Consider the following 20,597-nt stretch of genomic DNA (forward strand, 5'->3'; position numbering starts at 1 on the left):
ATGTTACTTATAGTTAACTAAACGCTTTGGGCACATTTCCCCGGTCTGCCCCAAGCCTCCGGTATTTACACGAGACCCCTGCCATGGCCCGCCTGCTGTTGATGACGAAAACCAGTTCGCCCAAACAAATCGAACTGACCGATGAGCGCATCCTGATCGGCCGCGACGCGGCCAACGATCTCCAGATCGATCGTCCGCGCGTCAGCCGCCATCATGCCGAACTGCGCACCGAAGGCGGAACCACCTGGGTGATTGACCTCGCCAGCAGCAACGGCACTTTCGTCAACGGCCACAAGGTCCAGCACCGCGCGCTGCGTCACGGCGACGTGATGCGCATCGGGGACATTGAACTGCGCTACCTCAATCGCCAGAACGGCTACGCGTTTCCCAAGGAACTGACCCTGGCCGAGTGATCCGCGGCATCGGCCGCAAAGGCCGCTTCCCCGCCGACTGGCCTCCCGGAGGGGTCAAGTCGAGTCGGCAAAGTCACATCGGCCCAAGAGCCCCGGCGCGCCCGCCACCGTCCGCTACCAGCGCACCCCCAGACTGGCGTAGAGCCGCGTCGCCACGAACAGCGGTCCGACCCACAGGTACTGGATGTCCTCGAAGAACGACGGCTTCCTGCCCTCGATCTTGTGGCCGATGAACTGGAAGATCCAGGCGACTACGAACACCGCCGCGCAGACCGGCACGACCTGCTCCCCGAGCGCACGCACCGCCGCCAGCACCGCCACGGTGGCCACCGCCATCGTGACCCATAGCACTGGCGAGCGCAGCATCGCGTAGTAGACCAGGCTGGCTGCGACGAACGCATAAGCCACCCACGGGTGCAGCGCATGCAAGAGCCCGACGATGCTCAACAGGATGGCCGGAATCGCAATGAAATGGATCAACTCGTTGCTGGGGTTGCGATGGCTTTCGCCATAGTGGGCGAGCAGTCGGTCGAGCTTGCGCTCGGTGCCCGCCAAGGGCGCGTGGGCTGTGTTCATCGTGTCTCCAATGGGCGCGCTGTGCGGTACGGCGGCGATGATGCCATTGCAGCCCGGCTTCAGCGAGGATGGGAACCCACGGAAAACGTCCGCGCCAGCAGGGTCCGCCAATCGCTCCCCGGCGGCATCTGCGCCAGCACGCGGTCCAGCCGCCCGTCGATCAGCAACATGGAGAAGCCGTGCACCAGCGACCAGGCGCGCACCATGGCGGCGCCTTGCTCGGGCGTCACGGACCCATGTCCCGTTGCGGCAGCGTCGATGCCGAGTCGGGCCGCCATCGACGATGCCAGCGCGGCCTGCGCCTCGTCGACGGCCTGGCGCAGGGCGGGGCGCTGGAGGTCGAGTCGCTCGCCGCGGAACATCAATACGAACATGCCGGGATGCGCCTTGGCAAAGCCGACATAGGCGGCGCCCATCGCATCCAGCCGCTCTTCCGCGGAGCCCGAGGGCATCTTTTCCATCGCGGCCTTCAACTCGCTCGTGAACCGGCGGAAGCCAATGGCCGCCAATTCGCTGAGCAATCCACTCAAGTCGCCGAAGTGGTTCTTGGGTGCGGCGTGCGACACACCGGCGGCGCGTGCGGCGGCCCGCAGCGTCAGGCCCTCGATGCCCTCGCTCTCGAGGATTCGTTGCGCTGCCTCGAGCATGGCGGCGCGGAGGTCTCCGTGGTGGTAGGGCGTGGCGGCGGCGCGAGGCGGCATGCATTCCTCGTTGATGTTGACGATGTAAATTTTACTTGACGAGGCCTGCGCCGCCTGATTCAATTCAGATATTTACAGCGTAAACATTGACTTCGAGGAGCCTCGATGAACACGCCTCCCACCACCGCGCCCTCTCTCTACGGCAGCCCCCTCGCGATCGAGTGCGATGCTGCGTTCCTGCCCGTCCAGGGAGAACTGCCCAAGGGCCTGGATGGCACGCTCTACCGCAACGGGCCGAACCCGCAATTTCCCGACGCCAATGCCCATCTGTTCGGTGGCGACGGCATGCTGCACGCCTTCACGCTGGACGGCGGCAGGGCAAGCTACAGGAACCGCTGGGTACGCACCGCGCATTGGCAAGCCGAGCGCGCTGCCGGCCGACGGCTCTTCGATGCCTATGGCCGCAACCTCGACGGCAGCCGCAACGAAACCATCGCCGACGAAGGCGCTGCCAACACCCATGTGATCTGGTACGCCGGGCGCCTCTTCGCACTGGAAGAGGCGCACCTGCCGGTGGAAATCGACCCCGCCACGCTGATGTCGCGCGGCCAGACGAACCTGGGCGGTGGCCTGGCCGGTCCTTTCACCGCCCATCCCAAGACCGACCCGGCCACCGGAGAACTCCTCTTCTTCGGCTACAACGCCACCGGCCCGCTCACCACCGGCATGAGTCACGGCAGCATCGACGCGGCCGGCCGCGTCACCCGCTTCGAGCGTTTCGAGGCCCCGTATGCCAGCATGGTCCACGACTTCGCCGTCACCGAGCATCACCTGCTGTTCCCGATCCTGCCCCTCACGGGCAGCATGGCACGCATGCAGCAAGGCCGGCCACCCTACGCCTGGGAGCCTGAACTTGGCGCCCGCGTCGGTGTGTTGAAGCGCGGCGCCCCGGTCGGGCAGATGCGCTGGTTCGAGGGCGACAGTGGCTATGTCTTCCACGTCATGAATGCCTGGGAAGAAGGGGAGGAGGGCGAGCGCATCGTGGCGGACGTGATGCGCTACGACGAGCCACCGCTGTTCCCCCATCCGGACGGCCGCCCGACCGATCCGGCCCGCAGCGTCGCGCGCATGTGCCGCTGGACCTTCGACCTGGCCGGCGACAGCAATCGCTTCACGCAGACGCCGATGGACGACCTGGCGACCGAATTCCCGCGCTTCGACGAGCGCTTTTCGGGCCTGCCATACCGTCATGGCTGGGCCGCCTGCCAGCGCGAGGCCGTGCGCGGCGCCGGCTACGAGGGCCTGGTGCACTTCGACCTGGCGAACGGCAAGCGCAACCTCCATTGGCTGTCCGCGGGCGACCGATTCTCAGAACCGGTGTTCGTGCCGCGCGCGGCGGATGCGGCGCAAGGCGATGGCTGGCTGCTCGCAGTCGCATGGCGGGCCGCGCAGAACCGCAGCGAACTGGCCGTCTTCAACGCTTTGGCGATCGGCGACGGGCCGGTCGCGACGGTGCAGCTTCCGCACCGGGTGCCGTCAGGGTTCCATGGCAGCTGGGTGCCGGGCCAGTTCGTGCGCCAGGCGCATCGCTAGATTCTTCGGAGACCGTCATGGGCATTCTTCTGAGCTTTGCACCCTTCGTCCTCTACGCGCTGATGTCACGTTCGGCGCCCCTCACCGTTTCGCTGTTCTCCGCCGCTGCCTTGGCCCTGGCGCTGCTGCTGCGCGACCACTTCGTTCGCCATCGTGCGATGAAGCTGCTGGAGATCGGCACGGTGCTGTTGTTCGGCGGGCTCGGCGTCCATGTGCTGCTGAACGGCGGGGCCTGGAGCATTCCGGAGGTCCGGCTGGCGGTCGACGGCGGACTGCTGCTGATCGTGTTGTTCACGATGCTGATTCGCCAGCCCTTCACGCTGCAGTATGCGCGGGAGCAGGCGCCGAAGGAATTCCACGATTCACCGAAGTTCCTCGCGGTGAACCAGATCCTCACGGCGGTATGGGGACTGGCCTTTGCGCTGATGACGGGCGCGGACCTCATCATGGCGCTGCTGCCACAGGTGCCGCTGGCGGTGGGCGTTGCCATCACCGTCGGCGCGCTGGCGGGCGCGGCCTGGTTCACGGGCTGGTACCCGAGCCGCTTGCGTCGCGCAGCGGAACTCAGCCGAGCAGCGCCTGCGCAAACTCGCGCGCGCTGAAGGTCTCCAGGTCCTCCAGCTTCTCCCCGACACCGACGAAGTACACAGGGATCGGCCGCTCGCGCGCGATCGCGGCGAGCACACCGCCCTTGGCGGTGCCGTCGAGCTTGGTCACGATCAGCCCCGTGAGGCCGAGCGCGTCGTCGAAGGCCTTGACCTGCGCGACCGCGTTCTGGCCGGTGTTGCCGTCGATGACCAGCAGCACCTCGTGCGGCGCCGATGCGTCGGCCTTGGTGACCACGCGCTTGATCTTCTTCAATTCGTCCATCAGGTGGATCTGCGTGGGCAGTCGCCCGGCCGTGTCGACCAGCACCACGTCCTTGCCGCGTGCCTTGCCAGCCTTCACCGCGTCGAAGCTCACCGAGGACGGATCGCCGCCTTCGTTGCTCACGATCTCGACCGTGTTGCGGTCGGCCCAGACCAGCAACTGCTCGCGTGCCGCGGCGCGGAAGGTGTCGGCAGCGGCCAGCAGCACCGCGCAGCCCTCGTCCGCGAGGTGCTTGGTGAGCTTGCCGATGGACGTGGTCTTGCCGGCGCCATTGACGCCGGCCACCATGATCACGGTGGGCGTGTGTTCGCCGATGACGAGTTGCTTTTCCAACGGCTTGAGCAGGTCGGTCAGCACGTCGGCCAGCAGCACGCGTACCTGCGCGGCATCGGTGGCGATGGTGCTTTTGACGCGACGGCGCAATTCCTCGAGCATCTGCTCGGTCGCCTTCACGCCGGCGTCCGCCATCAACAGCGCGGTCTCCAGTTCCTCGTAGAGGTCTTCGTCGATCTGCGCGTTGACGAACACAGCCTGGATGCCGGTGCCGGTCTTCTTGAGGCCGGTCTTGAGCTTGGCGAGCCAGCCTGCGCGCTCCGGTTCGCCGGGTGCCTCCGGCGGCGGTGCGGCGCGGTAGGGCGAGGGCTTGCGTTGATCCGCAGGTGGTGTGGAGGGCGTCGGCGCGGGCGGCAGGTCGCGCAGGAACGCGGGGACGTCGGTGGCTGCAGCCGGTGGCACCGCGGCCGATGGGGGCACAGGCGGTGGCGGCTTGAACGCGAGCGGTGCGGCCGGCGGCGGCTTGGTCCAGCGCGGCGGCAGGAACGGTGCTGCGGCGGGCGTGGGAGCCGCTGGTGCCGGCGCAATGGCCGCATCGGCTAGCGGTTTCGATGCGGGCGTCGATACTGTGCCGCCGGCGCCGGGACCTCTCCCTCGGAGGGCATCGAATGCCACATCGGCCGGAGCGGGCAAGTCGCGCAGGAACGCCGGCACCTCCTGCTCTGCCGTGCCCGACGCCATCATCGGCGCGGGGGGGGGAGAAGGTTCGGATGCCGGGGGCGGCTCATCCTCGGATTTTTTTTTCTTGAAGAAACTGAACATCGCAGCGTTTTTACAATCGACCCATTCTATGAAACGCCCCTCGCCACGCCGCGCTGCGTTCGGTGCGGTGCTGGCCTCGGCGCTTGTTGCGCTCTGGTCCGCGCCCGCCGCTGCGCAAAACCCACCCCCTCCCAACCCATCCACACCTGCCGCGCGGTCCACGCAGGCGCAGCAGTTCACGCTGGCCAACGGCATGGCGCTGATCGTCCAGCCCGACCGCCGAGCGCCCACCGCCGTGCAGATGGTGTGGGTGCGCGTCGGCGCCATGGACGAGGTCGACGGCACCTCGGGCGTGGCCCACGCGCTGGAACACATGATGTTCAAGGGGACGAAGGACCTGAAGCCTGGCGAGTTCTCGCGCCGCGTCGCCGCGCTGGGTGGTCGCGAGAACGCCTTCACCACGCGCGACTACACCGGCTACTACCAACAGATTCCCATGGGCAAGCTGGAAGATGTGATGAGGCTGGAGTCCGACCGCTTCGCCCATAACCAGTGGCCCGACGACGAGTTCAAGCGTGAGATCGAGGTGGTCAAGGAGGAGCGCCGCATGCGCACCGAAGACCAGCCGCGTTCCTTGCTCGGCGAGCAGCAGAACGCGGCCGTGTTCATCGCGTCACCCTATCACCGGCCGGTGGTCGGCTGGATGAGCGACCTGGATGCGATGACGCCCCAGGACGTGCGCGACTTCCACCAGCGCTGGTACGTGCCGGCCAATGCGGCCCTCGTGGTGGCCGGCGATGTCGACGTGGAGCAGGTGCGCAAGTTGGCCGAGAAATACTACGGCAGCATCCCGGCCCGCGCGGTGCCGGAGCGGAAGCCTCGCGTCGAGCCGGAACAGCGCGGCATCCGGCGCGTCGAGTTCAAGGCGCCGGCCGAGCAGTCGTACGTGTCGCTGGCGTTCCGTACGCCCAAGCTCGAAAGCCTCGATGGCGAGAGCGATGCCTGGGCGCTGGTGGTGCTCTCGGCCCTGCTCGACGGCTACGCGGGCGCCCGGCTGGACCGTGCGCTGACGCAAGGGCCGAACCGCGTGGCCGATTCCGCCGGTTCGTATTCGGGCTTCATCGGCCGGGGTCCGCAACTGTTCGGGCTCGAAGGCGTGCCGGCACCCGGCAAGACGCCGGAGCAGGTCGAGGCCGCCTTGCGCGCGGAAGTGGCCCGCGTTGCCAAGGAGGGCGTCGGCGCGGCCGAGCTCGCGCGCGTCAAGACGCAGTGGGTGGCGAGCGAGACCTACAAGCTCGACTCGGTCATGGCGCAGGCGCGCGAACTGGGCAGCAACTGGGTCCAGCGACTGCCGCTGGATTCGAGCAGCAGGATGATTGCCAGGCTGCAGGCGGTCACGGCCGATCAGGTGCAGGCGGTCGCCGGCAAGTACTTCGGCGACGACCAGCTCACGGTGGCCATCCTGCGGCCGCTGCCCCTCGACAAGAATCGCCGCCCGCGTCCCGCGCCCGCGGGCGAGCTGCGCTGAAAGAAGCCACGCACCATGTTCGCTTTTCAAAGACTCACCGCAGGCGCCTTGCTGGCCGGCGCTGCGGCACTGATCGCAACCCACGCGCAGGCGGCGGTGCCGATCGAGCACTGGACCTTGCCCAATGGCGCGCAGGTCTGGCTCGCGAGCGTCGAATCGCTCCCGATCGTCGACCTGCAGCTCGACTTCGATGCCGGCAGCCGGCGTGACCCGGCGGCGCAGGCCGGGCTGGCGAGCGTGTCGGCCGGCATGATCGAGAAGGGTGTGCGCGCGGCGCCGGGCTCCGGCCCGTATCCGCAGGCGATGGACCAGAACGCGCTCGGCGAGGCCTGGGCCGACCTGGGCGCCAGCTTCGATGCGGGCGCTGGCTCCGAACGCACCAGCTTCAGCCTGCGCACGCTGTCCGATCCGCCACTGCTCGACAAGGCCGTGGCCCTGGCCGCGCGCGAGATCGGCGAGCCCTCGTTCCCGGAAGACATCTGGAAGCGTGAGCGCGAACGCATCGGCGCGGCGATCAAGGAGGCCAACACCAAGCCCGACACGATCGCTTCGCGCGCCTTCTCGCAGGCGGTCTACGGCAGCCATCCTTTCGGCGCGGAGGTGACCGAGGAGACCTTGGCGCGCATCGACACGGCGGCGATGCGCACGCGTTACGCGGAACTCATCGTGCCTTGCCGCGCCAAGCTGAGCATCGTTGGCGCGGTCACGCGGCCGCAGGCGGAATCCATCGCGATGACGCTGCTGTCGCGCCTGCCCGCGCAGCCAGCGGGATGCGCGGCGCTGCCGACGGTGCCGGAGGTGATGCCGCTCACGGCGGCGAAGGAGGAGCGCATTCCCTTCGACGCCGCGCAGGCGCATGTCTACATCGGCGAGCCGGGCTACCCACGCAGCGACCCGGACCACTTCGCACTGAACCTCGGCAACTACATCCTGGGCGGCGGCGGCTTCGTGTCGCGCCTTACCGAGCAGGTGCGCGAGAAGCGCGGCCTGGCCTACAGCATCTACAGCGGCTTTGCGCCGGGCCTGCATGCGGGTGCGTTCCGCATCGGCTTCCAGACCCGGCCCGACCAGGCCGCCGAGGCGACGAAGCTGTCGCGCGAAGTGCTCGCCAGGTTCGTTGCCGACGGCCCGACCGAGGCCGAACTCAAGGCCGCGAAGGACAACCTGATCGGCGGCTTTCCGCTGCTGCTGGACAGCAACCGCAAACTGCTCGGCAACGTCGCCAACATCGCCTGGTACGGCTTGCCGCTGGACTACCTCGACACCTGGACGGCGCGCATGAATGCCATCACCGCTGCCGACGTCAAGGCCGCCTTCCAGCGCAAGCTGCACCCGGACCGGATGGTGACGGTCGTTCTTGGCGCCAAGGAATGACGAAACGTCGCCACGCGTGGCCGCGGTTAAGCTCGGCCCGATGAGGAAAGAAACCGCACCCAAGGCCAGCGCCAAGCCCTCCGCCAAGCCTGCCAAGCCCGCAGCGAAGACGCCGCGCCACAAGGCGCCCCTGCCGCGCCAGATCCGCATCATCGGCGGCCAATGGAAGCGCACGCGCCTCGCCGTGGCGGACAAGCCCGGCCTGCGTCCCACGCCCGACCGCGTGCGCGAGACGCTGTTCAACTGGCTCGCCAGCCTGGCCGGCGCGGGCGGCGGCGACTTGCCGGGCTGGCATTGCATCGACGCCTTCGCGGGCACCGGCGCCCTGGGGCTCGAAGCGGCATCGCGCGGCGCCGGCAGCGTCATCCTCTGCGAGCAGGACGCCGACCTGGTGGCGCAACTGCAGGCCATCAAGGGCAAGCTCGACGCCCCGGCCTTGCGCGTCGAGCGCGGCAATGGCGTGACCGCGGTCGAACGCGCGCCGGCGGGGAGCCTGCACGCGGTGTTCCTCGATCCGCCTTTCGAGCAGGCCGCGCTGTACGAGCCCGCGTTGCGTGCCGCGGCCCGGGCGGTCCATGTCGACGGCGCGGTGTACCTCGAGGCGCCACGGCGCTGGACCGACGACGAACTCGCGCCGCTGGGCCTGGTCGGCTTCCGCTACCTGAAGGCCGGTGCGGTGCATGCGCATCTGCTGCGCCGATCGGCCCCTGCGGCGGCATAATCCGCCCGACCAGAAATCGAACAGTCCGGCGGCGGAGGAGAACAAAGAAAATGTCCAGTGTGATTGCCGTATACCCCGGGACTTTCGATCCCATGACCCTCGGCCACGAAGACGTGGTGCGTCGCGCCACGCAACTGTTCTCGCACGTCATCGTGGCGGTGGCGGCGGGCCATCACAAGAAGGCCCTGTTCTCGCTGGAGGAGCGCATGTCGATGGTGCGCGAAGTGGTCGAGCCCTTCAAGGAACTGGTGACGGTCGAGAGCTTCTCGGGCCTGCTGCGCGACTTCGTGGTCGCGCGCAACGGCAAGGCCATGGTGCGCGGCCTGCGCGCGGTGACCGACTTCGACTATGAGTTCCAGCTGGCCGGAATGAACCGCACGCTCATGCCGAATGTGGAAACGGTGTTCCTGACGCCCAGCGACAAGTACCAGTTCATCTCCAGCACCTTCGTGCGCGAGATCGCGACGCTGGGCGGCGAGATCGACAAGTTCGTGTCGCCGGCCGTGCGCAAGAAGCTGTTGGCCAAGGTCCGGTCCCTGGGGCGCGAATGATGCGCCCGCCACCCCTGGCATGAGCGAACTCGCACCGCCCCGGCTCCACTCGCTCGGCGATGCCGCCTTGCTGTGCGAACTGCCGGCCCCTGCGCAGCTGGCGGTGCAGCAGAGGATCTGGGCGCTGGCGGCGGAAGCGGCGCAGTGGCCCGGTGTCGACGAAGTGCTGCCGGGCATGAACAACCTCACCTTGATGTTTGACCCGGCGCTCGCCGATGCGGAGGCCCTGGGCGAGCGCGTGCTGACGACTTGGCCCAAGCTCAAGGCCGGCGCCATCGCTTCGCGCGAAGTGGAGGTTCCGGTCGCCTATGGCGGTGACGAGGGGCCGGACCTGGGCGATGTCGCAGCCCATTGCGGGCTCGCGCCCGACGAAGTGGTGCGACGCCATTGCGCCGGCGAGTATGTCGTCTACCTGCTCGGGTTTCTCCCGGGCTTTGCCTTCATGGGCGGCTTGCCGCCCGAGCTCGCAACGCCGCGCCGCGCCGAACCGCGTACCTCGGTGCCGGCTCGATCGGTCGGCATCGGCGGCGAGCAGACGGGCATCTACCCGGTGGCCTCGCCGGGTGGCTGGAACCTCATCGGACGCACTCCGCTGGAATTGTTCGATCCGACTGCCAAGGAGCCGACGCTGCTGCGCCACGGCGACCGCGTGCGCTTCGTCGCGGAAAGCGTGCGGACGTGATCACCGTCCTGCGCCCTGGCATCCTCGCATCGGTGCAGGACCTGGGGCGGCGCGGCCATCGCCAACTCGGCATTTGTCCGGGCGGCGCCCTGGACACGCTGGCGCTGACCCTGGCGAATCGGCTGGTCGGCAACCCCGACGGCGCGGCCGGCGTTGAAATCACCCTGGGCAACTGCGAATTTCGCTTCGAATCCCCCACGCGCATCGCCTTGGCCGGCGACGATTTTTCCGCACGCCTGGATGGCCGGCCGCTGTGGCCCTGCTGGAGCGTGCCGGTCGAGGCCGGGCAGACGCTCCGGCTGGGCGGCGCGAATGCGTCGGGCGGCAAGGCTGGCCTGCGCACCTGGCTGGCGGTGGCGGGTGGCATCGACGTGCCCTTGGTGCTGGGATCGCGCAGCACCGACCTGAAGGCCGGCTTCGGCGGCTTCGAAGGGCGGGCGTTGCGCAAGAACGACGAACTCGCCGTGGGCGCTTCCGCGCTGGATGATGCCCGGCGGACCCGTCGGCCGTTCGGCCTGCGCCCGCCCGCGTGGGCGGCCGGCGAGGGCGGCACGGAACCCATCACCCTGCGTGTCATGCAGGGCCCGGAGTACGAGCAGTTCCTGGTGGCGGCGCGGGCGGCGTTGTGGAGCGGGGAGTGGCGCATCACGACCCAGAGCAACCGCATGGGCAGTCGACTGGCGGGCACCGAGCTGAAGCGCCGGCGCCAGGCCGACATGCTTTCATCGGCCGTCATCCCTGGCACGATCCAGGTACCGCCGGCCGGCCAGCCGATCATCCTCATGGGCGATGCGCAGACCACCGGCGGCTATCCACGCATCGGCGTGGTCATCCGCGCCGACCTCTGGAAGCTTGCGCAGGCGCCGCTCAATGCGCGCTTGCGGCTGGTCGAGACAGATGCCGCGGGCGCGCGGGCCGCCTGGGACGCTCAGCAGCTCTATCTGCGGCAAGTCGCGCAAGGCCTCCTGGCGGCCGATTGGCCCTTGCAGACGTAGACTGAAAAGGTGCGAATCCTTCTGCGGCGCACGCATGTGCAACGAATCTCGGGGTGAGCGAAATGTCCATCGATCTGAATGCCGACCTGGGCGAAGGCTGCGACAACGACGAAGCGCTGATGGCGCTGGTAAGTTCGGCCAACATCGCTTGCGGCTGGCACGCGGGCGACGCCACGACCATGCGTCAATGCGTGCGCTGGGCGCTGAAGAATGGCGTGGCCATCGGCGCGCATCCGAGCTATCCGGATCGCGAGAACTTCGGGCGCAGCGAGATGAACCTGCCCGCCGACGACATCATCGCCGGCACGCTTTACCAGATCGGCGCGCTGGCGGCGATCGCGAGGGCGGAGGGTGCCACGTTGGCGCACGTCAAGCCGCATGGCGCGCTCTACAACCAGGCGGCGAAGGATCCGGCATTGGCGGATGCGCTGTGCGAGGCGGTCAGGCGCTTCGATCCGTCACTGCGGTTCTTCGGCCTCGCCGGCAGCGGAATGATCGCTGCGGCCCGTCGGGCCGGCCTGCAGCCGGTGGAAGAGGTATTTGCCGACCGCGGCTACAACGCCGACGGCAGCCTGGTCAGCCGGAAGCTGCCCGGCGCGCTGATCGAGGACGATGCCCTGGCAATGGCCCAGGCCATTTCGTTGGTACGAGACCACAGCGTGCGGGCCATCGATGGCAGCCTGGTGGCAGTGAATGCCCAGACCGTCTGCCTGCACGGCGACGGGCCCCACGCCCTGAAATTCGCAAGAAGCATCCGCGAAAAGCTGGCCGGAGAGGGCATCGCAATTCGTGCCGCATGTTGAAACAATGTGAACTATTTTTCTTTTTCCCGCACAAGGACGCGCTTTGGCACATAATGCCGCAGCTTTCCCGCACCTTGCTGCGGGTTGGCAAACGGTGATAGGTTGGTTTCGCGCCACAGCGGGTTTTGTTTGTTGTGATTCTGGGACTCCATCGCTTTTGTTTCTTGTTATTTGAGGAGTCCAAAAAATGGGCAAAAAACTGTACGTGGGCAATCTTGCCTATTCGATCCGTGACAACGACCTGGAACAGGCCTTCGGCCAGTACGGTGCTGTCGCCAGCGCCAAGGTCATGATGGAACGCGACACCGGTCGCTCCAAGGGTTTCGGCTTTGTCGAGATGGGCAGCGATGCGGAAGCGCTCGCAGCCATCGAAGGCATGAACGGCCACGCACTCGAAGGCCGTAGCCTGACGGTGAACGAAGCTCGCCCGATGGAACCGCGCCCCTCGGGTGGTTTCGGTGGCGGCGGCGGCCGTAGTGGTGGCGGCGGCGGCGGTTACGGCGGTGGCGGCGGCGGTTACGGCGGCGGCGGCGGTGGCCGCAGCGGTGGTGGCGGCGGCTACGGTGGTGGCGGCAGCGGCGGTGGTGGCTACGGCGGCGGCAACAGCCGCGGCGGCTACTAAGCACTCGCTGCTTTGAATAAAAAAGGCTCCCTTGGGAGCCTTTTTTGCGTCTGGCCAAGTTAAGTGCCGCAGACAGTGCTGTAGCCAGGCGGGCCGATCCGACGCAGTGATGTGTTTGATTGCGGGCCGTATCAGTCGACGAGCCGGTCCAGCCAGGCGCCCAGCGATGCGTTGACGAGCGCCGGCTTTTCCATGGTCAGCATGTGGCCGCAGTCCGGCAACCACACAAGCTCGGCACCGGGCGCCAGTGCCGCTATCTCGCGCGAGCAGTCGGGTGGTGTCAGGCGGTCGGCGTCGCCGCACATCACCAGCACCGGGCAACGCAGCCGGGGCAATTGCTCGCGCGCGTCGGGGCGCTTCATCAGGGCGCGGTTCTGGTTGATCAACTGCTGCGCGCCGGCGTCCAGCATCATGTGCAGGTAGCGAGCCACCATCGCCTTGTCGGCGGCTTGCGTGGGGTGGAACGCGAACATCACGTTGGGCTCGATCACGCTGCGCACGTCGCCGCGCTGGAACAGCTCGATCGCGGCCTCGCGCAGTGCGCGCATGTCGGGTGTTTCAGGGCGTGGATTGGTGCCGAGGAGCGCCAAGCCCTGGATGCGTTCTGGCGCCTGGCGCGCGGCTTCCATCGCGATCATGCCGCCCATCGAGGCGCCGCAAAGCACCAGCGGGCCTTCGTGCGCTTCCAGTACGTCGCGCGCCATTTCCTCGATCGTCGCGAAGCGCATGTGGGCGTCGCTCACCGCCGGCGCCATGTGGCTGGGGAGCGCGGGCCACTGGTCTTGCCACAGGCGGTCGTCGCAGGCGAGGCCGGGAAGCAGGACGAGTTGAGGCATGTCGAGGGGGTTGGCAGGAATGGCAATGCGAGGTTGCCAACGATTCTGGCATCGACACAGGTTTGAAGCGTGCGAATGGGACAATGCGAGTACGCACTATGCAAATTTCTACCAACCTGATCCTGATCCGCCACGGCGAGACCGACTGGAACCGCGAGCTGCGCTTCCAGGGCCACGTCGATGTGCCACTCAACGACATGGGCCATGAGCAGGCCCGCCGGCTCGGGCTGCGGCTGGCCGGGGAGCCGATCCAGCAGGTGATCAGCAGCGACCTGATGCGCGCGCAGCAGACGGCGACGCCGGCGGCGCAGCAGCTCAAGCTGCCGATCGTGACCACCGTCGGCTTGCGCGAGCAGCACTTCGGCGTGGCCGAGGGGCTGCGCGCCGACGAGATCCGCGCGCTGCATCCGCGTGCCTGGGAGCAGTGGCTCGAATTCCGCGAGGAGAACTCGATGCCCGAGGGTGAATCGGCGCTTGCCTTCCATGCGCGCATCATGGAGGCGCTGGGCCGTATCGCGACGACCTACGGCGGTCAGAACGTGCTGGTCGTGACGCATGGCGGCGTGCTCGACATGGTGTGGCGCACCGCCAGGGGCATGAGCCTCAGCGGTCCCCGGCAGAGCGAGATTCCAAACGCCGGGGTCAACCGCATCCGGCTGGCCGATGCCTCGCAACCGACGCGCATCGAGATCCTCGAGTGGGCCGATGCAGGGCACCTGAAGGACCTGCCGCCGCAGCCGACCTACGACCAGCGGCGCCATCTCGCGCCCACGCCCACGGTCAAGCCCGCGACAGACGCCGGCTGATTTCTTTCGGCGTCTTGATGAGGGGGCCGTCGGTGGTTTCCAGGTGGGCGCACAGGAACTGCTCGCTGCCCGCCAGCAACCCGCGGTAGAGCAACTCGCACAGTTCGCGTGCGCGCAGGCCGGGCCAATCGGCCCGTAGCAGGGCGGCCGGCAGGTTGGGGTCGCGCAGCAACACGCGGCGGTATTCGTGGATCAGCAGCGTGCGCAGGAAGAAGGCTTCAGCCTGGGTCAATGCGTCCAGCAACGCCACGGCCGGCTCGAAACGGGCAATGAACTGTTGCCATGCCTGCTCGACCTTCGAAAGCTTGAAGGTGTCGTGCATGAGGGCTTGCAGCGGCTTGCGGCCGTAGTCGTCGAGGCTTTGCGCACTGAGTACGGCGACCCGGTCTTCCGCCTTGGCGGCGCGCAGTATTTCCTGCAGTGATTGATGGTCCACATGCGGGTGCGCAAAGATGCCGGGCGAGAGCTGGCCAAAGCTCTCCCACAGCAGTTCGCGCTTCAGGTGCTGGCGCATGCTGGCGCGCATGCCAGTTTCCAGCAGCACCAGCGTCCAGCGGCCGTCCCAAGTGGGCAGGTTGAATTCGTAGATGCGCCGATCGGCATGCCGCACGCGCTGCAGGCCGATGTCCGACAGGCCGTAGTAGCTGCGGCGCCCGATGCGCGTGGCGGTGAACCAGTCGTCCGCGGTGAGCCGGAATGCACTGGTTCGCACCAGCCGCGACGAGATGCCGAAAGGCTCGGACAGCGCGATCAGGTTGCCCAGCCAGACCGATTGCCGACGGGGCGCGATCGCATCGCCGTAGATGGTGATCAACACGGAGTTGGAGCGCATGACCAGCCCTCGGCGCAGCTTCGCGACGCGGGGGGAAATCTGTGCTTCGAGCTTTGCGGGAGGCATGGCGTGCTCCTGAAGTGATACACAGCCTTCGATTGTATGAGTCCATTTGTATCACTACCATTCATTTCAGTTGGCCATTTCGCTGCGCGCACCCGCGACGCATGAAACCGGCGAGCACCGCGAAGCCCGTTCGTGGGCACCCGCGGAACCGGCTTTGCCGGGCCTCCGGGTGCGCCCCCTTGAGGGGGGAGGCGCCGCAGGCGCATTCGGGGGTGGGCATATCAACGACACGATGAATGGAGACAGGCATGTACGCACAACTCGTCGAGACGGGTGCACAGGCAGTCAGGACGCTGGAGGAAATGTCGCCGCAGGAGCGCGCATTTCAGGAGCGGATCGACGCCAGCATCAAGGTCGAACCCAAGGACTGGATGCCCGAGGGCTACCGCAAGACGCTCATCCGCCAGATATCGCAGCACGCGCATTCCGAATACGTCGGCATGCTGCCCGAGGCCAACTGGATCTCGCGGGCCCCGACGCTGCAGCGCAAGGCCATCCTCATGGCCAAGGTGCAGGACGAAGCTGGTCACGGCCTCTACCTCTACAGCGCGGTCGAGACGCTGGGCGTGACACGCGACCAGACCTACCTCGACCTGCTGTCGGGCAAGGCCAAGTACTCGAGCATCTTCAACTACCCCACGCTGACCTGGGCCGACATCGGCGCCATTGGCTGGCTGGTCGATGGCTCGGCCATCGTCAACCAGGTGCCGATCTGCCGCTGCTCCTACGGACCGTATGCCCGCGCGATGGTGCGGGTGTGCAAGGAGGAGTCCTTCCACCAGCGCCAGGGCTTCGAGATCATGCACACGCTGTGCCGCGGCACGGCGGCGCAGAAGGCGATGGCACAGGATGCGCTGAACCGCTGGTGGTGGCCTTCCATCGCGATGCACGGCCCGGCGGACGACCAGTCCGTGAACAGCGCGCAGTCGATGGCCTGGAAGATCAAGTCGCAGACCAACGACGCGCTGCGCCAGAAGTTCATCGACCAGACCGTGCCGCAGGCCGAGTTCCTCGGCCTGACCATTCCCGACGCCGACCTGAAGTGGAACGAGGAACGCGGTCACTACGACTACGGCCCGATCGACTGGGAAGACTTTTTCAACGTGGTGCGCGGCAAGGGCCCGTGCAACCAAGAGCGCCTGGCCGCTCGCAACAAGGCATGGAACGAAGGCGCATGGTTCCGGGAGGCCATGCAGGCCTATGCGGACCAGCAGGAACAACCCGATGAACTGAAGGCGGCATGACATGAACTCCGAACAGAAAACCCGACGCGAATGGCCCCTGTGGGAAATCTTCATTCGCAGCCAGCACGGTCTCGCGCACAAGCATGTGGGCAGCCTGCATGCAGTGGATGGCGCCAGCGCCGTCCAGCATGCCCGCGACGTCTACACGCGGCGCAATGAAGGCGTGAGCATCTGGGTCGTGCGTGCGGCCGACGTGCTGGCCAGCAGCCCCGGCGACAAGGAAGCGCTGTTCGATGCAGCGCAGAGCAAGGTGTACCGCCACCCGACCTTCTTCCCCATGCCCGACGGCGTGGAACACATCTGACGGCCGGCGCATGAACACCAAACTCGAATACCTGCTGCGCATGGGCGACAACTGCCTGGTGCTGTCGCAGCAACTGGCGGCCTGGTGCGGCCATGGGCCGGCGCTGGAGGAAGACCTCGCGCTGACCAACGTGGCGCTGGACCTGCTGGGCCAGGCACGCATGTGGCTGACGCTGGCGGGCGAGGAAGAGGGGCTGGGCCGCGACGAGGACGCGCTTGCCTACTTCCGCGACGGCAATGAATTCCGCAACCTGCTGCTGGTGGAGCAACCCAACGGCCACTATGGCAACACGGTGGCGCGGCAGTTCCTGTTCGATGCCTGGCACATGCATGCGCTGGCCGGACTGGCCGGGTCGAGCGACGCGCGCATCGCGGAGATCGCGCAGAAGTCGGTGAAGGAGGTGCGCTATCACTTCGAACGCAGCGCCGGCTTGATGATCGCGCTGGGTCGCGGCACGCCGGAAAGCCATGCCCGCATGCAGGCGGCGGTGGAACTGCTCTGGCCGTATGCCAACGAATGGTTCGAGTCCGATGCGGTGGACGAGGCCTGCGCCGCAGCGGGCGTGGCGCCGGCGGCGCCTTCGCTCGCCGCACCTTGGCGCGCGAGTGTCGAGGCCGTGCTGAGCCGTGCGACTCTTGCGATGCCCGGCTACATCGGCCATCAGCGCGGCGGCAAGCGTGGCGTGCACACGGAGCATCTGGGTCATCTGCTGACCGATCTGCAGTTCGTGCAGCGCACCTATCCGGGAGCCCAGTGGTGAGCGCCGTGATGGCGGCGCCGCAGGAACAGGTCTCGCGCGACTCGGTGCTGGCCTGGCTCGGCGAGGTGATGGACCCGGAAGTGCCTGTGGTCTCGGTGGTCGATCTTGGGCTGATACGCGATGTCGAATGGAAGGATGGTTCGCTGGTCGTCACCGTGACGCCGACCTACTCGGGCTGCCCGGCCACCGAGGTCATCGCCCAGTCGATCCGCGATGCCGTGCAGGCGCGCGGCGTGGAGCGCGTGCAGGTGCGTACGCAGCTCGCACCCGCATGGACCACGGACTGGATGAGCGCCAAGGGCCGCGACGCACTGCACGCCTATGGCATCGCGCCGCCGGTGGCGCACGCCGCTGCGGCCGATGGCACGCAGGCCATCGACATCAGCGCGTTGCTGGCCCGGCGCGTCGTCGTGCCGTGCCCGCAATGCAACTCGCGCAAGACGCGCCTGTTGTCGCAATTCGGCTCGACCGCCTGCAAGGCGCTCTACCAGTGCAACGACTGCCTGGAACCCTTCGACTATTTCAAGGCGCACTGATGACCCCTCAATTCCATTCCCTCCAGGTCAGCCACGTCGAGCAGGCGACCCGCGACGCAGTGGCCGTGACCTTCGCCGTGCCGGAGCACCTGGACGACACTTTCTCGTACGTGCAGGGCCAGTACCTCACGCTGCGCACGCGGCTCGACGGTGAAGAGCTGCGCCGCTCGTATTCGATCTGCTCGGCCGTGCAGGACCGGCGCCTGCGGGTGGCCATCAAGCGCGTGTCGGGCGGTGCGTTCTCCAACTGGGCGGCGGAGAACCTGCGGCCGGGCAGCGCCATTGAAGTCATGCCGCCGCAGGGCCACTTCCACATGGCGCTGCAGCCCGATGCTCAGCGGCATGTCGTGGCCTTCGCATCCGGCAGCGGCATCACGCCGGTGCTCTCCATCATCAAGACCACCTTGCTGGCCGAACCGGAGACCAGCGTGACGCTCGTCTACGGCAACCGCTCGTCGAGCGGCGTGATGTTCAAGGAAGAACTCGAGGACCTGAAGGACAGCTACCTCGGCCGTTTCAACCTGGTCTGGATCATGAGCCGCGAGTCGCAGGACATTCCGCTGTTCAACGGCCGCATCGACCATGAGAAGTGCAGCCAGCTGCTCACGCACTGGATCGACCCGGCCGGCATCGACGCTGCCTTCATATGCGGCCCGGAAGACATGATGCTGGCCACCTCGCAGGCCCTGCAGGACCATGGTGTCGACAAGTCGCGCATCAAGGTCGAGCTGTTCGGCAGCGCCCCGAAGGACGGCAAGCTGCGCATGACGCGTGCCCCGGTCGAAGGCAGCGACCAGTGCGAAGTGGAGGTCGTGGTCGACGGCACGCGGCGCAGCTTCTTCATGCGCAAGAACACCGACAACCTGGTCGACGCCGGCATCAAGGCCGGGCTGGAGATGCCGTACTCGTGCAAGGGCGGCGTGTGCTCCACCTGCCGCGCGAAGGTGGTGCAGGGCGAAGTCGACATGGACATCAACTTCGCACTCGAGGACTACGAGGTGGCGCGCGGCTTCGTCCTGTGCTGCCAGAGCTATCCGGTCACCGACAAGCTGGTCATCGACTTCGACCAGGAACACGCCCACAACTGAAGCCTGTTGCCGGGGCCCGTCCGCGTGCGCGCGTGGGCCCGGCAACGCATCCGCGCCAGACAAGCGACCCCACCCATTCGACGAGATACAAGAACCATGACCGTGCACACCACTCCCACCGATCTGCTCGACCCGATCGAGCGCGCCAGCCGCGACGAGATCGCCGCCCTGCAATTGAAGCGCCTCAAGGCCACGCTGCAGAACGTCTACGACAACGTGCCGCACTACCGCCAGGCCTTCGATGCCAAGGGCGTCCACCCCGACGACCTGAAGACGCTGGCAGACCTGGGCAAGTTTCCCTTCACGACCAAGAAGGACCTGCGCGACAACTATCCCTTCGGGTTGTTCGCGGTGCCGCAAAGCCAGGTCTCGCGCATCCATGCGTCGTCGGGCACCACGGGCAAGCCGACGGTGGTGGGCTACACGATGAATGACATCAGCAATTGGGCCGACCTGGTGGCGCGATCCATTCGCGCCGCGGGCGGACGTGCCGGCGACGCGATGCACATCGCCTATGGCTACGGCCTGTTCACGGGCGGGCTGGGTGCGCACTACGGCGCCGAGCGACTGGGCTGCACGGTGATCCCCATGAGCGGCGGACAGACCGAGAAGCAGGTGCAACTGATCCAGGACTTCAAGCCGCGCCTCATCATGGTCACGCCGTCGTACATGCAGGTGATCCTGGAGGAGTTCGCGCGCCAGGGCATCGACCCGCGCGAGAGCTCCCTGAAGATCGGCATCTTCGGCGCCGAGCCATGGACCGAAGGCATGCGCCGCGACATCGAGGTTCAGGCCGGCATCGACGCGGTGGACATCTACGGGCTCTCCGAAGTCATGGGGCCGGGCGTGGCCAGCGAGTGCGTCGAGTCGAAGGACGGGCCGGTGATCTGGGAGGACCATTTCTACCCGGAGGTGATCGATCCCGAGACTGGCGAAGTGCTGCCCGATGGCGAGGAGGGCGAACTGGTCTTCACCTCGCTGACCAAGGAGGCCTTCCCGGTGATCCGCTACCGCACGCGCGACCTCACACGGCTGATGCCGCCGACGTCGCGCGCCTTCCGGCGCATCGGCAAGATCGTCGGCCGTTCGGACGACATGCTCATCATCCGCGGCGTCAACGTGTTCCCGACGCAGATCGAGGAGCTGGTGCTCAAGCACGGCAAGCTGTCGTCGCTCTACCAGATGATCGTCACGCGCCAGGGCCTGCTCGACGAGGTCGAGGTGCTGGCGGAACTGCAGCCGGGCGCGGCCGACATGCCGTCCGGCGAAGTGGCCGAGACCGCCCGCTGGCTGCAGCAGCGCATCAAGACGATGGTCGGCATCAGCACCCGCGTGACGGTGCAGGCGCCGGATTCGATCGAGCGCACCCAGACCGGCAAGGCGCGCCGCGTGATCGACAACCGTCCGCGCGCCTGATTGCTGCAACGGCGCCCGCGCGCCCGTGTCCGGCCTCGGCGGCCTGCGGGCGCAGCGCAAGTTGCAGGAACCGTGCGTGCGAAGATTGGAGAATGGCGCGGCCGATCATCCCGTTCTCGTCGCTGTGTGGACGCGAGGCGGCCGGTGGCCAGGGCACGGCGTCGCAAGAGACCGCCTTCGAGGCGGCGAACAAACAAGGAGGCACAAGAATGAACTGGGTAACCATTGCCGCGGACCCGTCCGCATGTCGGTTGAAGCCGGGGAAACGGCAGTCGCGCATTCCCCGTCGCAGCTTGAAGGTTCGC

24 protein-coding genes are annotated in these 20,597 nt (G+C 67.2%); 18 read left to right on the forward strand and 6 right to left on the reverse strand.

Annotation, left to right across the window (positions count from 1 at the left end):
• The first annotated feature begins 83 nt into the window (after positions 1 to 83).
• Positions 84 to 413 carry an FHA domain-containing protein gene (locus HCU76_RS19005; protein ID WP_213955140.1) on the forward strand — a complete coding sequence of 110 codons (330 nt, stop codon included), beginning with the start codon at positions 84 to 86 and terminating at the stop codon, positions 411 to 413.
• Between the two features lie 114 nt (positions 414 to 527).
• On the opposite strand, the gene HCU76_RS19010 is transcribed toward HCU76_RS19005, so the two are convergent.
• Both HCU76_RS19010 and HCU76_RS19015 read right to left on the reverse strand, forming a co-directional pair.
• On the reverse strand, positions 528 to 989 hold the full coding sequence (locus HCU76_RS19010; RefSeq protein ID WP_213955139.1) for a DUF962 domain-containing protein: 462 nt from the start codon (positions 987 to 989) through the stop codon (positions 528 to 530).
• 59 nt (positions 990 to 1,048) lie between these two features.
• On the reverse strand, positions 1,049 to 1,690 hold the full coding sequence (locus HCU76_RS19015; protein WP_218510324.1) for a TetR/AcrR family transcriptional regulator: 642 nt from the start codon (positions 1,688 to 1,690) through the stop codon (positions 1,049 to 1,051).
• Between the two features lie 105 nt (positions 1,691 to 1,795).
• On the opposite strand from HCU76_RS19015, the gene HCU76_RS19020 reads away from it, so the two are divergent.
• Positions 1,796 to 3,223, forward strand: a complete 1,428-nt coding sequence (locus HCU76_RS19020; protein WP_213955137.1) for a carotenoid oxygenase family protein — start codon at positions 1,796 to 1,798, stop codon at positions 3,221 to 3,223.
• A gap of 17 nt (positions 3,224 to 3,240) precedes the next feature.
• Positions 3,241 to 3,825, forward strand: a complete 585-nt coding sequence (locus tag HCU76_RS19025; protein ID WP_213955136.1) for a hypothetical protein — start codon at positions 3,241 to 3,243, stop codon at positions 3,823 to 3,825.
• On the opposite strand, the gene ftsY is transcribed toward HCU76_RS19025, so the two are convergent.
• A complete protein-coding gene (ftsY, locus tag HCU76_RS19030) occupies positions 3,788 to 5,188 on the reverse strand; it encodes a signal recognition particle-docking protein FtsY (protein ID WP_256354286.1) in 1,401 nt (466 codons plus the stop codon). The two genes, HCU76_RS19025 and ftsY, sit on opposite strands and share 38 nt — an antisense overlap.
• A 28-nt stretch (positions 5,189 to 5,216) precedes the next feature.
• On the opposite strand from ftsY, the gene HCU76_RS19035 reads away from it, so the two are divergent.
• The 7 genes from HCU76_RS19035 to pxpA all read left to right on the forward strand — a co-directional run bounded on the left by HCU76_RS19035 (position 5,217) and on the right by pxpA (position 11,782).
• Positions 5,217 to 6,656, forward strand: coding sequence for a pitrilysin family protein (locus tag HCU76_RS19035; protein WP_218510325.1), 1,440 nt, complete (start codon positions 5,217 to 5,219; stop codon positions 6,654 to 6,656).
• Between the two features lie 15 nt (positions 6,657 to 6,671).
• Positions 6,672 to 8,030: a pitrilysin family protein gene (locus HCU76_RS19040; protein WP_213955134.1), complete on the forward strand. Its 1,359-nt coding sequence runs from the start codon at positions 6,672 to 6,674 to the stop codon at positions 8,028 to 8,030.
• A 40-nt stretch (positions 8,031 to 8,070) separates the two neighbouring features.
• Positions 8,071 to 8,751, forward strand: a complete 681-nt coding sequence (locus tag HCU76_RS19045; protein ID WP_213955133.1) for an RsmD family RNA methyltransferase — start codon at positions 8,071 to 8,073, stop codon at positions 8,749 to 8,751.
• A gap of 50 nt (positions 8,752 to 8,801) precedes the next feature.
• The gene (gene coaD, locus HCU76_RS19050) at positions 8,802 to 9,302 is read left to right on the forward strand and encodes a pantetheine-phosphate adenylyltransferase (protein WP_213955132.1); all 501 of its coding nucleotides are present in this window, start codon (positions 8,802 to 8,804) and stop codon (positions 9,300 to 9,302) included.
• Positions 9,303 to 9,321: 19 nt separating this feature from the next.
• Positions 9,322 to 9,984 (forward strand): 5-oxoprolinase subunit PxpB, encoded by a 663-nt coding sequence (gene pxpB, locus HCU76_RS19055; protein WP_213955131.1) that lies wholly within the window; start codon positions 9,322 to 9,324, stop codon positions 9,982 to 9,984.
• Positions 9,981 to 10,979, forward strand: coding sequence for a biotin-dependent carboxyltransferase family protein (locus tag HCU76_RS19060; protein WP_213955130.1), 999 nt, complete (start codon positions 9,981 to 9,983; stop codon positions 10,977 to 10,979). The genes pxpB and HCU76_RS19060 overlap by 4 nt, the downstream gene beginning before the upstream one ends.
• Positions 10,980 to 11,041: 62 nt before the next feature.
• Complete coding sequence (gene pxpA, locus HCU76_RS19065) at positions 11,042 to 11,782, forward strand: 5-oxoprolinase subunit PxpA (protein WP_213955129.1); 741 nt, start codon at positions 11,042 to 11,044, stop codon at positions 11,780 to 11,782.
• An 11-nt stretch (positions 11,783 to 11,793) separates the two neighbouring features.
• Here the strand turns inward: pxpA and HCU76_RS19070 are convergent, their stop codons facing one another.
• Complete coding sequence (locus tag HCU76_RS19070) at positions 11,794 to 11,934, reverse strand: hypothetical protein (RefSeq protein WP_213955128.1); 141 nt, start codon at positions 11,932 to 11,934, stop codon at positions 11,794 to 11,796.
• A gap of 35 nt (positions 11,935 to 11,969) precedes the next feature.
• Between HCU76_RS19070 and HCU76_RS19075 the strand changes: the two genes are divergently transcribed.
• On the forward strand, positions 11,970 to 12,404 hold the full coding sequence (locus tag HCU76_RS19075; protein WP_213955127.1) for an RNA-binding protein: 435 nt from the start codon (positions 11,970 to 11,972) through the stop codon (positions 12,402 to 12,404).
• Between the two features lie 131 nt (positions 12,405 to 12,535).
• Here the strand turns inward: HCU76_RS19075 and HCU76_RS19080 are convergent, their stop codons facing one another.
• On the reverse strand, positions 12,536 to 13,240 hold the full coding sequence (locus tag HCU76_RS19080) for an alpha/beta fold hydrolase (protein ID WP_218510326.1): 705 nt from the start codon (positions 13,238 to 13,240) through the stop codon (positions 12,536 to 12,538).
• 98 nt (positions 13,241 to 13,338) lie between these two features.
• Between HCU76_RS19080 and HCU76_RS19085 the strand changes: the two genes are divergently transcribed.
• Positions 13,339 to 14,046 (forward strand): histidine phosphatase family protein, encoded by a 708-nt coding sequence (locus HCU76_RS19085; protein WP_218510327.1) that lies wholly within the window; start codon positions 13,339 to 13,341, stop codon positions 14,044 to 14,046.
• Here the strand turns inward: HCU76_RS19085 and paaX are convergent.
• Positions 14,021 to 14,944 (reverse strand): phenylacetic acid degradation operon negative regulatory protein PaaX, encoded by a 924-nt coding sequence (gene paaX / locus HCU76_RS19090; protein WP_218510328.1) that lies wholly within the window; start codon positions 14,942 to 14,944, stop codon positions 14,021 to 14,023. The two genes, HCU76_RS19085 and paaX, sit on opposite strands and share 26 nt — an antisense overlap.
• A 248-nt stretch (positions 14,945 to 15,192) precedes the next feature.
• Between paaX and paaA the strand changes: the two genes are divergently transcribed.
• The 6 genes from paaA to paaK all read left to right on the forward strand — a co-directional run bounded on the left by paaA (position 15,193) and on the right by paaK (position 20,292).
• A complete protein-coding gene (gene paaA / locus HCU76_RS19095) occupies positions 15,193 to 16,188 on the forward strand; it encodes a 1,2-phenylacetyl-CoA epoxidase subunit PaaA (protein ID WP_218510329.1) in 996 nt (331 codons plus the stop codon).
• A 1-nt stretch (position 16,189) separates the two neighbouring features.
• Positions 16,190 to 16,492, forward strand: a complete 303-nt coding sequence (paaB, locus tag HCU76_RS19100) for a 1,2-phenylacetyl-CoA epoxidase subunit PaaB (RefSeq protein ID WP_218510330.1) — start codon at positions 16,190 to 16,192, stop codon at positions 16,490 to 16,492.
• A 10-nt stretch (positions 16,493 to 16,502) separates the two neighbouring features.
• Complete coding sequence (paaC, locus tag HCU76_RS19105) at positions 16,503 to 17,252, forward strand: 1,2-phenylacetyl-CoA epoxidase subunit PaaC (RefSeq protein ID WP_213955121.1); 750 nt, start codon at positions 16,503 to 16,505, stop codon at positions 17,250 to 17,252.
• Positions 17,253 to 17,260: 8 nt separating this feature from the next.
• A complete protein-coding gene (paaD, locus tag HCU76_RS19110; RefSeq protein ID WP_213955227.1) occupies positions 17,261 to 17,788 on the forward strand; it encodes a 1,2-phenylacetyl-CoA epoxidase subunit PaaD in 528 nt (175 codons plus the stop codon).
• Entirely contained in the window at positions 17,788 to 18,876 is a 1,089-nt protein-coding gene (paaE, locus tag HCU76_RS19115) for a 1,2-phenylacetyl-CoA epoxidase subunit PaaE (protein ID WP_213955120.1), read from the forward strand. The genes paaD and paaE overlap by 1 nt, the downstream gene beginning before the upstream one ends.
• Positions 18,877 to 18,972: 96 nt before the next feature.
• Positions 18,973 to 20,292 carry a phenylacetate--CoA ligase PaaK gene (paaK, locus tag HCU76_RS19120; RefSeq protein WP_213955119.1) on the forward strand — a complete coding sequence of 440 codons (1,320 nt, stop codon included), beginning with the start codon at positions 18,973 to 18,975 and terminating at the stop codon, positions 20,290 to 20,292.
• The last annotated feature ends 305 nt before the right edge of the window (positions 20,293 to 20,597 follow it).

Origin of the sequence: Variovorax sp. dw_308 (assembly GCF_019207085.1) — a bacterium.
In the GTDB taxonomy this organism is placed as follows: Bacteria; Pseudomonadota; Gammaproteobacteria; order Burkholderiales; family Burkholderiaceae_C; genus Variovorax.